General features: G+C 36.2%; 18 protein-coding genes. All 18 read right to left on the bottom strand.

Annotated features, from left to right (window positions below):
- Nucleotides 1-90: 90 nt before the first annotated feature.
- Complete coding sequence (locus UGRO018_RS02300; protein ID WP_416324830.1) at nt 91-273, bottom strand: (2Fe-2S)-binding protein; 183 nt, start codon at nt 271-273, stop codon at nt 91-93.
- A 49-nt stretch (nt 274-322) separates the two neighbouring features.
- Nucleotides 323-1,915, bottom strand: coding sequence for a peptide chain release factor 3 (locus tag UGRO018_RS02295; RefSeq protein WP_416324829.1), 1,593 nt, complete (start codon nt 1,913-1,915; stop codon nt 323-325).
- 360 nt (nt 1,916-2,275) lie between these two features.
- Nucleotides 2,276-3,274: an NAD(P)H-dependent glycerol-3-phosphate dehydrogenase gene (locus UGRO018_RS02290; protein ID WP_416324828.1), complete on the bottom strand. Its 999-nt coding sequence runs from the start codon at nt 3,272-3,274 to the stop codon at nt 2,276-2,278.
- Between the two features lie 7 nt (nt 3,275-3,281).
- Entirely contained in the window at nt 3,282-4,592 is a 1,311-nt protein-coding gene (gene der / locus UGRO018_RS02285) for a ribosome biogenesis GTPase Der (protein WP_416324827.1), read from the bottom strand.
- A gap of 45 nt (nt 4,593-4,637) precedes the next feature.
- Nucleotides 4,638-5,297 (bottom strand): (d)CMP kinase, encoded by a 660-nt coding sequence (gene cmk, locus UGRO018_RS02280; protein ID WP_416324826.1) that lies wholly within the window; start codon nt 5,295-5,297, stop codon nt 4,638-4,640.
- 1 nt (nt 5,298) lies between these two features.
- The gene (locus UGRO018_RS02275; RefSeq protein ID WP_416324825.1) at nt 5,299-6,201 is read right to left on the bottom strand and encodes a hypothetical protein; all 903 of its coding nucleotides are present in this window, start codon (nt 6,199-6,201) and stop codon (nt 5,299-5,301) included.
- A 117-nt stretch (nt 6,202-6,318) separates the two neighbouring features.
- Nucleotides 6,319-6,882 (bottom strand): elongation factor P, encoded by a 564-nt coding sequence (efp, locus tag UGRO018_RS02270; RefSeq protein WP_416324824.1) that lies wholly within the window; start codon nt 6,880-6,882, stop codon nt 6,319-6,321.
- A 72-nt stretch (nt 6,883-6,954) separates the two neighbouring features.
- Complete coding sequence (locus tag UGRO018_RS02265; RefSeq protein ID WP_416324823.1) at nt 6,955-7,284, bottom strand: hypothetical protein; 330 nt, start codon at nt 7,282-7,284, stop codon at nt 6,955-6,957.
- Nucleotides 7,285-7,330: 46 nt separating this feature from the next.
- The gene (locus tag UGRO018_RS02260) at nt 7,331-7,747 is read right to left on the bottom strand and encodes a hypothetical protein (protein WP_416324822.1); all 417 of its coding nucleotides are present in this window, start codon (nt 7,745-7,747) and stop codon (nt 7,331-7,333) included.
- Entirely contained in the window at nt 7,695-8,105 is a 411-nt protein-coding gene (locus tag UGRO018_RS02255; RefSeq protein WP_416324821.1) for a prepilin-type N-terminal cleavage/methylation domain-containing protein, read from the bottom strand. Before UGRO018_RS02255 ends, UGRO018_RS02260 begins: the two co-directional genes overlap by 53 nt.
- Nucleotides 8,074-8,241 (bottom strand): hypothetical protein, encoded by a 168-nt coding sequence (locus UGRO018_RS02250; protein WP_416324820.1) that lies wholly within the window; start codon nt 8,239-8,241, stop codon nt 8,074-8,076. The genes UGRO018_RS02255 and UGRO018_RS02250 overlap by 32 nt, the downstream gene beginning before the upstream one ends.
- The gene (comGD, locus tag UGRO018_RS02245; RefSeq protein ID WP_416324819.1) at nt 8,231-8,650 is read right to left on the bottom strand and encodes a competence type IV pilus minor pilin ComGD; all 420 of its coding nucleotides are present in this window, start codon (nt 8,648-8,650) and stop codon (nt 8,231-8,233) included. The genes UGRO018_RS02250 and comGD overlap by 11 nt, the downstream gene beginning before the upstream one ends.
- On the bottom strand, nt 8,604-8,906 hold the full coding sequence (gene comGC, locus UGRO018_RS02240) for a competence type IV pilus major pilin ComGC (protein WP_416324818.1): 303 nt from the start codon (nt 8,904-8,906) through the stop codon (nt 8,604-8,606). Before comGC ends, comGD begins: the two co-directional genes overlap by 47 nt.
- A 15-nt stretch (nt 8,907-8,921) precedes the next feature.
- The gene (locus UGRO018_RS02235) at nt 8,922-9,914 is read right to left on the bottom strand and encodes a type II secretion system F family protein (RefSeq protein ID WP_416324817.1); all 993 of its coding nucleotides are present in this window, start codon (nt 9,912-9,914) and stop codon (nt 8,922-8,924) included.
- On the bottom strand, nt 9,868-10,860 hold the full coding sequence (locus UGRO018_RS02230; RefSeq protein ID WP_416324816.1) for an ATPase, T2SS/T4P/T4SS family: 993 nt from the start codon (nt 10,858-10,860) through the stop codon (nt 9,868-9,870). Before UGRO018_RS02230 ends, UGRO018_RS02235 begins: the two co-directional genes overlap by 47 nt.
- 96 nt (nt 10,861-10,956) lie before the next feature.
- Nucleotides 10,957-11,571 carry an MBL fold metallo-hydrolase gene (locus tag UGRO018_RS02225; protein WP_416324815.1) on the bottom strand — a complete coding sequence of 205 codons (615 nt, stop codon included), beginning with the start codon at nt 11,569-11,571 and terminating at the stop codon, nt 10,957-10,959.
- Between the two features lie 41 nt (nt 11,572-11,612).
- Nucleotides 11,613-11,762: a 50S ribosomal protein L33 gene (gene rpmG / locus UGRO018_RS02220; RefSeq protein WP_002609076.1), complete on the bottom strand. Its 150-nt coding sequence runs from the start codon at nt 11,760-11,762 to the stop codon at nt 11,613-11,615.
- Nucleotides 11,763-11,857: 95 nt separating this feature from the next.
- Entirely contained in the window at nt 11,858-13,903 is a 2,046-nt protein-coding gene (locus UGRO018_RS02215) for a peptidoglycan D,D-transpeptidase FtsI family protein (protein WP_416324814.1), read from the bottom strand.
- Between the last annotated feature and the right edge of the window lie 112 nt (nt 13,904-14,015).

The raw sequence follows: 14,015 nt of genomic DNA, 5'->3' as shown, positions 1-14,015 counted from the left end.
AAAGCGATTTGTTTTATTTCCTTTGATTTGCTTTCTGATAGCATGCTTTTCTTATAGCGAAGTGAGCAGAAAAAAAGCCGAAATTTTCGGCTAATTCTCAGATAAAAGCTTGTTAACTAAGGTTTCTACATCGTCGATGCAAGCTCCGCATACGGTTCCGGCACCAGTCTTTTCCTGTACTTCAGCAAACGATTTGCATCCACCTGCGATTGCATCTTTAATATCTTTTACAGTAACACCTAAGCAATTACAAACAATGACATCATCATTCATACTATAACACTCCTTTGTTCATGTTTAGTATGTGAAACTTCATATTGTTTTATTCAGCATTACCAACTTCACTTAAAGTAAGTCCTTTATTTTGTTCTAATGCCCACTTGATGCCCCAATTATTCATGAAGATGATCAGATTTCTTCCCTTTAGATCACGGACTCGCTTAGATTCTCCTGTTAAATTCAAGGTGTTTGGATCTATTGTTTGATCATCGATCCATCTAACACTTTGATAAGGTAGGATTTCTAATTTGATATCTACATTATATTCGCTTTTTAGACGTTGTTCCAAAACTTCAAATTGTAGGACACCGACCCCACCAACGATAATTTCTTCCATACCGATATTGATTTCTTGGAAAACCTGAATAGCTCCTTCTTGTGCGATCTGTGTAATTCCTTTCGTAAATTGTTTTCGTTTCATGGTATCTTTTTGAGTGACTCGTGCAAAATGTTCTGGAGCAAAGGTTGGTATCTTTTTGAATTCAAATTTCATTGAAGAATCACACAAGGTATCTCCAATGGAAAAGATACCTGGATCAAATACACCAATGACATCGCCTGCATAGGCTTCTTCTATAATTTCACGATCTTGCGCCATGAATTGTTGTGGCTGAGAAAGTTTGATTTTCTTATTTTGTTGCATCAGAGTAACTTCCATACCTTTTTCAAATTTCCCACTGCATATACGCATAAAGGCTATACGGTCCCTGTGAGCTTTGTTCATATTCGCTTGAATCTTAAATACAAAAGCAGAAAAATGTTCATCAAACGGATTGATTTCGCCGATAGAAGACTCTCTAGGGAGCGGAGAGGTTGTCATATCTAAGAAATGACTTAAAAACGGTTCTACACCGAAATTTGTCAATGCACTACCAAAGAATACTGGAGTCATTTGACCATGATTCACTTTTTCTTCATCAAATTGTGTACTGGCGATATCCAATAATTCCGCATCTTCACGTAACTTTTCAAAGAAATGATCTCCTAAGATTTGACGGAATGTATCATCCTCTAAACTTCCTTGTGTAACTTTCGTTGCTTTTTGACCATGATCCCCACCATGAAAAGCAATAATTCTTTCATTATCTCGTTCATAGACACCCTTAAATTCTTTACCGGAACCGATTGGCCAGTTCATCGCATAGGTTTCCATACCTAGTTCTGATTCAATATGTTCCAATAACTTGAAAGGATCCATTGCAGCTCTATCCATTTTGTTGATAAATGTAAAGATCGGAATATGTCTTAATAAACAAACCTTAAAAAGTTTTTTGGTTTGTGCCTCCACACCTTTACTGGCATCAATTACCATGACTGCAGAGTCTGCAGCCATCAAAGTACGATAAGTATCTTCACTAAAATCCTGATGTCCAGGAGTATCTAAGATATTGATACAAAAATCATTATACTCAAACTGTAAAACAGAGCTGGTAACAGAAATACCTCTTTGCTTTTCAATTTCCATCCAATCACTGACAGCGTGTTTGTTGGCTTTCTTTCCTTTGACACTTCCCGCTTGCATGATTGCTCCACCATATAAGAGAAGCTTTTCTGTTAATGTTGTTTTTCCAGCATCGGGATGAGATATAATAGCGAAGGTTCTTCTTCGCTTGATTTCCTTTTGTAAATCTGACATGTACGTATCCTCCATGAAAATGCACTTAGCGCATGTTATTATACCATTAATTCTTGTATTTATCCACAAGAAAATGACCCATAACTGGATCATATGAAAACAAAGTCTCCACATCTGAGCAGATTCCACTATCTTTCTCTATTTCTTTCATTTTATATATTCCGGATAGTCGTTTTCAAGTTTGGTGCTTACTATAATGAAATAGCTTTGCTTATCCGTAAACATTGCTTGTTTTGGGATGCCCCTATATAAGCCACATTAATTCTTATTGTATGCCTACAAAAAGAGAAAGCCAGAAATGATTATACACCCTGGCTTTCTATTAACATATTCAATTTTATCGTTCGTTTCTTTTTGTGTTTAGATCTGTTCGTGTTTTAGATCACGAAGCATTAAATCCTTTGCACTTTCTTTAGGATCTTTCTCTTCATACAATACTTTATAAATTTCTTCTATGATCGGCATGTCAATTCCCATCTTTTGAGCAACATCATGTACGACCTTTGCGGTACGCACACCTTCCACTGTTTTCTTATTGTTATCCCAAAAATATTTTGCGCTATTATGAGTACCAATCTCATATCCGGCTTGGAAATTACGAGAATGTTTGCTAGTACAAGTAACGATGAGATCACCGATTCCTGTTAATCCCATGAAGGTTTCTTTTCTACCGCCCATTGCTACACCATAACGAATCATTTCTGCTAAACCACGTGTAATCAGTGCAGCTCTAGTATTGTCACCATAACCTAATCCATACAATACTCCGCTTGCTACAGCAATTGCATTTTTCAATGCAACACCGGTTTCACTTCCAATTTCATCATCTCCACGATAGACTCTCAAATACTCGTTGCTGAACAGTTCTTGAATAATTTTGGCATCAGCTTGATTCAAAGAAACTGCACAAATCGTTGTTAGCATTCTTACCACAACTTCTTCAGCATGACTTGGTCCGATGAGAGATACGACGCTACTTAAATGTTCTGCAGAAATATTGTTTCTGATAACATTTGACATACGATCATTGGTTTGTGGATGAAAGCCTTTAGATGCATTAACAGCAATGATCTTTTTAGTTAAAATAGGATCGATTTGTTTGCATACAGATTCAATCGCAATCGTTGGTACCACAAACAATACGACATCTGCATCATGAAAGACATTGACATCTAAGGTTGCCTTTAATTCAGGATGTAAGATCACATCCTCAAAGTATTTTGAATTACGATGATTTTCATTGATATCATTGATTTCTTGTGGATCATTGCCATAAATCATGACATCTACATGATTGTCGCATAATACCTGCGCCAATCCACAGCCCCAACTACCGCTTCCTGCAACAACTACTTTCATATATTGATCACCTTGCTCTTTCTCTTGCTATGATTTTTAATGTAGTACCTTCAAATCCAAAGGCTTCTCTTAATCTGTTTTCTAGAAACCGTTGATAACTGAAATGCAACAATTCAGGTTCATTCACGAAAACCACGAAAGTTGGCGGTGCTACAGCTACTTGAGATGCATAATAAATTTTTAATCGTTTCCCATTATGCGTTGGTGGTGGAGTCATTAATTGAGCATCCATCAATACTTCATTTAATACATTGGTTTGTATTCTCATCAAAGAGAAATCATGTACCTTATCTATTTCAGGTAAAATTAATTGGATCCTTTGTTTTTTCAAAGCGGAAACAAATAGGATAGGAGCATAGCTCAGATAAAGAAATTGACTTCTAATTTCTTTTGTGATCTTGTTCATGGTCTGCTCGTCTTTTTCTACTGCATCCCATTTATTGTAAACGATGATGACACCTTTCCCTGCCTCATGAGCATAACCAGCGACATGTTTATCCTGTTCTCTGATACCTGTTTCTCCATCTATTACGACCAAAACAACATCACTTCGCTCAATTGCACTCATTGCTCTTAAAACAGAATATTTCTCTATATTTTCATAGACCTTGCCACGTTTTCTGATACCTGCAGTATCTATGACAACATAATCTTTTCCTTCTCTTTTAAATGGTGTATCGATGGCATCTCTTGTAGTTCCTTCAATATTGCTCACAATAACTCGATCTTGATTTAAAAGCGCATTCACAAGAGAACTTTTTCCGACATTAGGTCTACCGATGACACAAAATCTAGTCATTCCCTCGTATTCTTTTTTAGGTTCTTTCGGAAAGCTTTGAATGATAGCATCTAAGATATCACCAATCCCTATTCCATGTACACCGCTTACTGCGATAGGATCACCTAATCCTAATGCGTAAAATTCATAGATTGCATCATTTAAATGCAAGTCATCAATTTTATTTACTGCTAATACGATCGGTTTCCCGCTTTTTTGAAGCATTCTCGCAATGTATTCATCATCATTGGTCATGCCTTCTTTTCCACTTACCAAAAATACGATGGTATCAGCTTCATCAATGGCGATTTCCACTTGCATTTTGATTTCTTCTTGGAATGGTTGCTCTGCTAGCTGAATTCCTCCAGTATCAATGATCCTGAATTCCTTTGTCAGCCATTCTGCCTTTCCATAAATTCTGTCCCTGGTCACTCCAGGAGTATCTTCAACGATACTTTTTCTTTCACCGATCATACGGTTAAATATAGTGGACTTTCCAACATTAGGTCGTCCTACAATTGCTACAATTCCATTTATCATATGATTTTCAGCAGATATCTATGTTCTGCTGAATTCACCTCCTGTTTAATCAACGATGTTTTGAATCAGATTACGGATGGTACTCACGACTTCCTCAATACTCATGTCACTTGTATCGATTTCCTGGGCATCGTCCGCTTTTTTCAAAGGAGATGTTTTCCTATGGGTATCCTGATAATCTCTTTTTTCTATATCCTGATAGATCTCATCATAATCTGCTTCGATATGCTTTTCTTCATATTCTTTAAATCTTCGTTTTGCTCGTGCTTCTACACTTGCAATCATATACACCTTCACCTCTGCATCAGGCAATACGACCGTACCGATATCACGGCCATCTAGTATATAGCCTTTGTGTTGTGCAATTCTTTGTTGAAGTCTTACCAAGCGCTCTCTTACCATTGGATGAGCACTTACTGCACTGGCACGCATGCTCATTTCATTGGTTCTGATTTTAGATGTCACATCTTCTTCGTCAATATAGACATTTCCTTTGCTATCAAAAGAAATCTCCATATGATCGATCATATCGGCCAATGCCATTTCATCATTTTCATCGATTCCTTTGATACTTGAATAATAACCAACACAACGATACATTGCTCCGGTATCTAAATGAGCATATCCAAGTTCTTTTGCTAACAGCTTGCTAATGGTACTTTTACCTGCAGCACTAGGACCATCAATTGCGATATTGATTCTCATATTAAATCTTACCTCCAGCTTTCAACAATGAGTACGCAATGAAGCCAATGATCACAAGCAATACTAGTATCAAAAAGCATAATACGAAATTCAATAGCTTATTGGTTTTTTCTACTCCATCACTCAAATCAGTTAACTCATCCTCGTATTCATCCATTTGAACACGAAGTTGTTGCGTTTCTTCCAATATTTTTTTATGTAGGGTTGGTTCTACTTTTTCTTCTTCCTCTTGTTCTTCGATTGCTTTTTCCTTTTTCTTAAAAAGCCCTCTTTTCTTATGAACAGACTCTTCTTCGATTTCTTCCGAAGCCACAGGTTCTTCTTTCCATTCATCCATAACAGGTGCTTGTATTGCCTCCATCTGAATGGTCATATCCGCCACAGGTTCCTCAATTTGGATCGGTTCAATTTCTTCTTTAGCTACAACATCATCCTCTTCACGAAGAAGATTTTGCACCTCTAGAGCAATATTCTCTTTGTTCAACAATGGTCTTACAGGTTCTTCTTCAGGAGTTTCATCTTGAATGCTTTCCACATATTGCGTGCGCTTTGCTCGATTGATGGCGTTCAATTGATTCAAAATATCGACTTGTGTATTCTCACTTTCCCTTGTACCTTTGCGAATGTTATATTGGCGAACCTCTTTGATAAAATCATCCAGATACTCATTTGTGAATTCATTATGATCCACCGTTTCATTTACCGGTGTTTCTTCAACAACCTTCTCTCGTTCCGGTTGATAGTCATCTTCTTTGATTTCAACCTTTTTCACAACGCTTGTATCAAATTGCTTCAGCGTTTCATCAGGGTGAAGCACTGCATCTTCTTTGACATCGACATGATTATCTGTTTCGATGGATTTTCTTAATTCTTCATACTTTTTTACACGTGACAATTTTTCCATATTGGTTAAACCTCCCAATCTAAACTTTATTATACCAAAAATAAACATTCTTGAATAGAAAAGATGACCAATAATTCAGAAAAACTCAGAAAAAAAGAAAACTTACAAGAAGTTTCCTTAATCTTTAGATCTACCAGAATATTTTCCGTCTGCTGTATTGATGACGATAACTTCATCTCCAGAGATAAACAAAGGTACTTTTACTTGAAGTCCGGTCTCTACAACTGCGTTTTTCTGTGCACTGGTAGCCGTATCACCTTTGACTGCTGGTTCACATTCTACGATCTGTAAAGAGACTTTATCCGGAAGAATAACACCAAGAATTTCACCTTCGAATGTAGAAATCATGACGTTGTCATTTGGCTTCATAAAGTTCATTTCCCATTCCAGACGTTCTTTTGGGATTTCAATCTGTTCATAAGTTTCATTATCCATGAATACCAACGCATCATCGGTATCATAAAGATACTGCATTTCTTTTTTATCAATACGAGCAGGTTGGATTTTATCTCCACCGCCCCATGAAAGTTCTACATTGGAACCTGTACGCAGGTTTCTTACTTTGGCCTTTACAACCATTGCGGAACGAGCTGTTTTATTCTGGCTTTGTTCTAACACGACGAAGATATTTCCATCCTGTTGTATGGTCATACCAGGCTTTAAATCATTTGAACTAATCATAATTGCATTCACCTTTCCTTACTTTACCTATTATATTGTAATGCATTTCAATGTTTTGTCAAATCATTTCTGTCAAATGAGGCTTTTAAAACGAATACTATCCGCATAAAGCTCTACACAGATAAAAACGATCAGATAATAATATGTAAAGAATATCTTTGAAACAGGAAAACCTAAAATTTGATAGATGAAATAAACAAAAAGAACAAATAATGCCGATAAAAGAAAGTCTTTTCCTTCTAATGATTTTGTGTTTGCTTCATGATAAAACATAGAACAACACCATAGGAATGAAAAAAACAGCGGTGCGATCACATAAGCTTGTGTATTGAGAAATTGTAATAAATTACCAAGAAAAAGGAACACTAGAAAGAAACATGTGGTAATGCTGATGGTCAACATACCCTCACCTCCCTTTTTATTGTTCCTTTATTTATGGGTTTTATTCTTATGAATATTGAATATCCATCATTTCTTTATGTTCATTGATGGTAATGTGCATTTCTTGAGTTTGATTCCTTATTTGATATATCACCTTGATCGAATCTGTTTCATAACGAATTTCTGCTTTTGTATTTTTATAACGAAAGCTTTCTATAGGTTCTATATCTTCTTCTTGCTCAGATGATGCTTTTTTTGGTTGTTCTTCTTTCAGCTTTGATTTCACATGATGCAATAAAGCAAGTTCAAATTCATGTTGTGAAGTTTCCTCAAGCAGTGCTGTACATAGTTGTATTTGTAAAACACATAGGCTTACCAATGACATGATGATGCATAACATGGCCAGTGCATAAGCCGAAACAAATCCTTGTTTATTCGCAATACAGGAGCGCATCTTGTTTTTTGTTTCTGTTCCAGCTGACATAGATACATCCTCCTTGTTCATAGAATTCACTATCTTTAATATCCTTCAAAAAGATTTCATAGCCAGGACTTTTCACCAATCGTTGACGATGTTCTTTCAGCACATAATCCTTACCATGATAATGAAAGGATAATGAATCAGGGTCTACTTGCACATTATCACTTTGAACTAGAATCATCCGTAATTGTCGAATCGCTATGACATCATCTTGTAACGTGCCTTGTGTGGGAAAGTGTTGTAACACAGAACAAACTCCTACAAAAAGCAATAAAGCAAAGGATAAACAAAATAAGGCAATCAATACTTCAATCAAGGTAAATCCTTGATTATCTTTGATAAAGTTCTCTAATTTCGTCATTTTGAAATAACTCTCTTTCTCTTTGTTCCATAGAAGAAACTCCCATGACACAAGATGTCACGATCAAAATCAATACACTGACCACGACAAACAACAACAAGGTTTCTATTAAGATCATTCCTTTCTTATCTAACATACACTGCCCCACTACCTAGTTCATATATGATCTGTTTCGTTGCGCCATCACATTTACAAAGGATGGTACCAGCTTGATTGATATTACCATTTGCTGCATAATCAATGGTTCGTGGTGTACAATATATTCCATTTGGAAGTTGGTACTGGTGATGTAAATATTGAATTTGATGATTTGTAACTTGAACCTGTTGTTTTTGATGCGTAATTCGAGTATAGGTCTGTGTCGTTAATAAGATTTCTTTGATGGCATTCGCCTCATACTGCAGTTGTATCATTTTTTGGGGTTTGATAACAGGAAATAACACCAATAGCATAGATATTACAAACAAGACCATCAGCATCTCGATCAATGTGAATCCTTTATCGAATGGATGCTTCGCCATTGACAATTTCGATTTGATCTCCATTTGGACATCTTCTCTGACTTTCTTTTAAATATCCCTTGCTGATCAATTGACTCATGCTTGTTGGTGGCGATAAGTTATCCACTTCATACAGTAGCACCTGTGCATCTACTACTTTCAATAAGGCGTTGCATCCTTGGTCTCTGATGATATCTTGTTTTTGTTGAATGTTGGGCAAAGTTAATAAAAACACGATTGCAATGATGGATAATACGATCATCATTTCTAATATCGTGAAACCCTTTATGTTTTTTTTCATAAAATCCTTCCTTTCTCACATTGTATTCAGCATCCCTAATGGGACTAACATAATTTGATAAACCACTAGCACCATACAGGCAATAAATAGATAAGCAGCACATTGAATTCCTAAACCACATCGTTTGATGAGGCGGTTCCAAACTTGCTCTTGTTGTTTCATGAACATTTCCAACATTTCACACATTGCATCATTACAAGTTCCGATTTTATACATTTGTTTGAAAGAGGCATTCAATAAATGTGTTGTTTCAATTTGTGTCAACAAATCTTCACCCATTTCTAACGCTGTTATCATTTCTTGCATGAGCATGTGTAATAAGCTAGTTTCGTTCATATGTTTCAGATATAGAAATGACATTCTTGTAGAGATTCCTTTGTTATGTAATTCATACAGATATCCAGATAGTTGATAGGATAATACATCCTTGCATAAAGGAAGCCATGTTCGATTGCGATAGATCCATTCACTTCTTTTTTTTGGTTGAAATGACATCACGATATAGATCAACGCAAAAGTTACGATCAAACATACAAATAAGATAAATGCGTATTGTAAGATATTTAAAAGTAGCATTAATGTTGAAAAATCATCTGTGATATCGAAGCTATTCATCATTTGCGGAATGATGAATCCTGTAAAAAACACCATGATCACAAAGGCAAACACCAACAGGAACAATGGATAACTACATTGTTTGATCAGCTTCTTTTTTACACCTTCCTCAAACTCGGTCATATGCAATGCACTTTGAATGGCACCTGATAAACTTGAAACCTTTAAAAAGAATGCCAAATGTGTATAGAATCTTCCTTTTTGATTTTGAATAAAGATCTCTTCGATGGTAGCACCATGTTCTAGAGCACTTTTTACCTCATCCATATCTTTTCCAAGAAATGTGAATGCATCTAAAAGTGGATATCCTTTTTCAAGCAATTGACTTAAAAACAGATATTCTTGTTTATTCATCGATAAGATCGAATGCTGCGTCTTTTTCGTAGATTTCACCTTCGTCCACAGCTTTTTGAATGTTGGAAAATATGTTGTGATATCCTTCTTTTTCTTCTCTGTGCTCCAAACAATAGGTAAGCTCTTCTTTTTCCATGATTTCATAAATACAGGTCCTTCCCTCCTTTCCTTTGCTTGGATAAAGCCTTTGACTTGCTACCGCAGTTAAGGTATGAAGTAATTCTTCATTGCTTAATCCAAATTCATTTAATCGTTTGATTGCTTCACTACAACATTTCGCATGAATCGTCGTGAAGATCAGATGTCCGCTCAATGCACTACGCAACAGCATCCTAGCACTCTTAGGGTCACGAATTTCACCAATCATAATGACATCTGGATCATGTCGCATCAGCTCTTTGATTCCTTCTTCATAGGAAAAATGATTCTTTTCATTGATTTGCAGTTGTAAATAGCTGTCATCAAAGATTTCAATAGGATCTTCCAGCGAAATCACTTGTAAATGGTGATTATCGGCGATACGATGCAAGATCGCATGCAAGGTCGTTGTCTTCCCACTTCCTGTGGGACCAGATAATACGATCAAACCACTTCTTGTTTTTGTCCAACTCAAAAAACTTTGCAGTTGTGATGAAGCGCTACTTAAATCTTCAAGTTCAATTTCTCCATGATTATTCAAAATACGAAGAACTGCTGTTTGCATATGAATGGTAGACAACAAACTAAATCGAAAGTACAAAAGCGTTTCCTGGTATTCGTATTGAAAATTTCCACTTTGGGGTACACTTAAATTGCCTAGATCCATATTGCTTAGATATTTTAAATAATTGAATAAAGAAACATCAAGCGCAGGGCTATAAATTTGTTCCATGCCATAAAGACCTCTTAAGCTAACCGTGAGCTTGTCTTTTTTCATCACGAAATGGATATCGGTAGCATGATGCGTTTGCGCTAGTCGAAGCATCTGGTTCATTTTTTCTTCCATGATTTTATCACCTCCTATATATTACATACGTAATCAAGGGGCAAAAATCCTAAAAAAAAGAAGAAATTTTTTAAAAATTTCTTCAAATTGCTTATTTTACTTCAAATACGGATTATAAAGCAGCTCTTGTTTTAAAATAGTAGTGGGTCCATGTCCAGGATAAATCAAGGTTTCAGCATCCATAGTCGAGAAAACACGAAGGCTTTGCATCATCTTATGAACATCTCCACCTGGTAAATCTGTTCTACCGATACTTCCTTCAAATAAAACATCTCCGCTAAATAAATGTTGTCCCCATAAGATCATACTGCTACCTTCACTATGTCCTGGTGCATAAAGAAAACGAATGGTAAATGCACCAATGGTATGCTCTCCCGCTGGTAATGTCTTAACATCTGCTTGAACCAACACTTCCGGAAGACCCATGCAAGCAGAGGCATTCAAATATGAGTCAGTAAGCAATGGCTTATCCCATTCATTGATATAGACTGGACAATGGTATTCATTCACAAGGGCATCTACACCCCCGATATGGTCAAAATGCCCATGTGTTAACACGATGGCATCTACAATCCCATGTCTTGATTCAATGGCAGTTTTCAGTTTGCTAGAGGCAGTTCCCGGATCAATGATAAGCACATGTTGATCTTCCCATAACAAATAAGTATTTACTTGAACCATCCCTAATGTAAATGTTTCTATTTTTTTCATTTTCAACATCTAAATAAAAAAGACCAAGTCTTTGGCCCTTCTTATTTTTTCTCCTTATGTAAAGTTTTCTTGTTACAACGTGGGCAATATTTCTGAATTTGCATACGTTCTGGATTTTTACGTTTATTACGTGTTCCAATGTAGTTTTCTTCGCCACATTCTGAACATTTGAATGTAATTCTATCTCTCATGTTGACCCTCCTCGTACTTGTGCTAAAAAATTATAACATACAATACAGGAAAATGCTAATACTTTTTGAAAAAGGTGCATATTTCCCATATTTTCTTATTTGTTTGGATATTTCTTGAAGAAATCATCCAACACGGTAGGCATGATATCTGTTGTACAGATATTTCCGGCAATGGTTCCTTCGTTGACATCAGACTCGGGAGCACTGCATGCAAAGGCAACTTTTGGTTGATCATAAGGTGCCCAACCAATCAATGCGGCATTGGTATATTTTCCAACCTCGGCTGTACCAGTCTTTGCGGCTACTTCATAGGATTGATTGAAATTACCACAATTTCCTTCCGTCACACAACGTCTAAATCCTTCTCTTACAACATTTAAATCTTTTTGGCTACCTCGAAGCGTCGATAAGATCGTGGTTTTATTTTCATAAACAACATTATCGGAATTTACCTCTGTTGCCGTATTTACTAACTTTGGTTGCACTCGATTTCCACCATTTCCCAGCATGGATGCATATTGAACCATTTGTATCGGCGTATACGTATCATATTGCCCGATCGCAAAATCTAGGAATTTGTTGACATCGGAGGAAACACCTTTCAGCCCGGTTTCTTCGCTTGGTACATCTAATCCTGTTGGCACTCCCAAACCAAACATGGAGTAATAAGATCGCATCAAACGTATGGTGCCATTAAAATCATTGATGATCAATGGTCCATTATAAACATAATTCACCCCGGCAAGTTTCATCACTGTATACCACATAAAGACGTTACTGGATTTAGCCAACGCTTCCTTTGCATCTACGGCATTATAATTGTGATAAGAACTTTTTTCTGCCGATCCTTGGAATTTGATCGGTTGATCGATGAAAATGGTATTCTCTGTGATTGCGCCTTCATTTAATCCCATAAAGACAGTTGCACCCTTCACAATAGAACCAGGAACAACGGTTTCTTTATACACACCACTGGAGTAGTTAATAATCGTGCCATCATCGAATTTTTGTTTGCCACCCATTGCATAAATTTCACCTGTATCGGGGTTCATAAGTACAACAAATACCTTTTTGAATTGATCTCTTCGAGAATCTCGATCGGCATTTTTCAATACCTTTTCCAATAATTCATCTAATTTTTGTTGAAGCTCAATATCAATGGTCAAATGCAGATCATATCCTTTTTTACCTGGATTTTCTTCATTAAGAACCGCTATGCCGTTTTCATCATATGTGATTTCGCTGACCTTTCTGGTACCTGCCAATAAATCTTCATATTGATATTCTAACCCATCTAGTCCGACACGATCATTCATAGAATAACCCTTTGCTTCATAAAAATCTTTTAATTCAGCCGGTACTCCTTGTACATTGGTAGATACCCTTCCGAGCACATCTTTAAAAGTATTATCATAAGGATATTCACGTTTCCAACCACCCATATCAACATCAAAGCCCGGATATTCATCCTTATGTTCTTCCAAATAATAAACGATCTTTTTATCCACGTCCTCCATAATTACTTTTGTACTACTAGCAGGAGCTTTGTTCATGGCTTGATAAACAGCATAGGCATTTAAATCATCATCGGATATTGCTTTGGTTACCTCTTCAATACTTATGCGCTCTCTTTTTAGCTTTTCTTGATTATCCACACTTGATGCTAGCTCTTCTTCTGATAAAAAAGAATTTCCGCCATCTTCAATTAAATAAAAATAGGCATCTTGATAATCACTTTTTGTGAATTTATCGTGTTTGACATCAAATTGTTTTGCAAATTTTTGTGCTAGTTTCCATTCCTCTTGATCACTGATATTTTGAGGTGGAAAATATGTGATATTCAAAGCAGATACCGTCTTTGCGACCACATTTCCGCTACGATCATAGATCTCACCTCTTGGAGTTTGATCTTGCTGTTTTTTACTTGTGTAGCTTTCTAATTTTGCTGCATATTCATCTTGACCTCTAATCTGTAAAAAAGCCAATCGTACCACTACCATAGAGAATATGATACATATGATAACGGCAAAAATCATGATACGCTTATTTACAATTTTAAAGTAATCATTTTGTGTTTTCAAAGCATCGGAACTTCGTCTTAATTTTTTTTGATCCAGATTACGAAATGGATTTCTAAACAAGGCTTTCACCTCCTGCTCATTAGTATATCATAAATGAATTTGAGTTGCTAGGCGTTCATAAATTTGTAAGACTTTTTAAAGCTTCGCTTTGATTGCTTTTCCCTAACTTCAC

The sequence above is a fragment of the Hoskinsella mucinilytica genome (genome assembly GCF_045223415.1).
Lineage (GTDB): Bacteria > Bacillota_I > Bacilli_A > Erysipelotrichales > Erysipelotrichaceae > Hoskinsella > Hoskinsella mucinilytica.
Note: the sequence above shows the minus strand (reverse complement) of the source record. Positions and strands in the feature narration are given on the sequence as shown.

Excerpts from the sequence above, each read along its gene's own strand:
- cmk (WP_416324826.1), bottom strand. The coding sequence starts at position 5,297 with ATGAGAATCAATATCGCAATTGATGGTCCTAGTGCTGCAGGTAAAAGT.
- UGRO018_RS02230 (WP_416324816.1), bottom strand. The coding sequence starts at position 10,860 with ATGGAAGAAAAAATGAACCAGATGCTTCGACTAGCGCAAACGCATCAT.
- comGD (WP_416324819.1), bottom strand. The coding sequence starts at position 8,650 with ATGGAGATCAAATCGAAATTGTCAATGGCGAAGCATCCATTCGATAAA.
- efp (WP_416324824.1), bottom strand. The coding sequence starts at position 6,882 with ATGATTAGTTCAAATGATTTAAAGCCTGGTATGACCATACAACAGGAT.
- UGRO018_RS02255 (WP_416324821.1), bottom strand. The coding sequence starts at position 8,105 with ATGACGAAATTAGAGAACTTTATCAAAGATAATCAAGGATTTACCTTG.
- UGRO018_RS02265 (WP_416324823.1), bottom strand. The coding sequence starts at position 7,284 with ATGTTGACCATCAGCATTACCACATGTTTCTTTCTAGTGTTCCTTTTT.
- UGRO018_RS02250 (WP_416324820.1), bottom strand. The coding sequence starts at position 8,241 with ATGTTAGATAAGAAAGGAATGATCTTAATAGAAACCTTGTTGTTGTTT.
- UGRO018_RS02295 (WP_416324829.1), bottom strand. The coding sequence starts at position 1,915 with ATGTCAGATTTACAAAAGGAAATCAAGCGAAGAAGAACCTTCGCTATT.
- UGRO018_RS02275 (WP_416324825.1), bottom strand. The coding sequence starts at position 6,201 with ATGGAAAAATTGTCACGTGTAAAAAAGTATGAAGAATTAAGAAAATCC.
- UGRO018_RS02225 (WP_416324815.1), bottom strand. The coding sequence starts at position 11,571 with ATGAAAAAAATAGAAACATTTACATTAGGGATGGTTCAAGTAAATACT.
- UGRO018_RS02290 (WP_416324828.1), bottom strand. The coding sequence starts at position 3,274 with ATGAAAGTAGTTGTTGCAGGAAGCGGTAGTTGGGGCTGTGGATTGGCG.
- UGRO018_RS02300 (WP_416324830.1), bottom strand. The coding sequence starts at position 273 with ATGAATGATGATGTCATTGTTTGTAATTGCTTAGGTGTTACTGTAAAA.
- comGC (WP_416324818.1), bottom strand. The coding sequence starts at position 8,906 with ATGAAAAAAAACATAAAGGGTTTCACGATATTAGAAATGATGATCGTA.
- der (WP_416324827.1), bottom strand. The coding sequence starts at position 4,592 with ATGATAAATGGAATTGTAGCAATTGTAGGACGACCTAATGTTGGAAAG.
- UGRO018_RS02260 (WP_416324822.1), bottom strand. The coding sequence starts at position 7,747 with ATGTCAGCTGGAACAGAAACAAAAAACAAGATGCGCTCCTGTATTGCG.
- rpmG (WP_002609076.1), bottom strand. The coding sequence starts at position 11,762 with ATGAGAGATAGAATTACATTCAAATGTTCAGAATGTGGCGAAGAAAAC.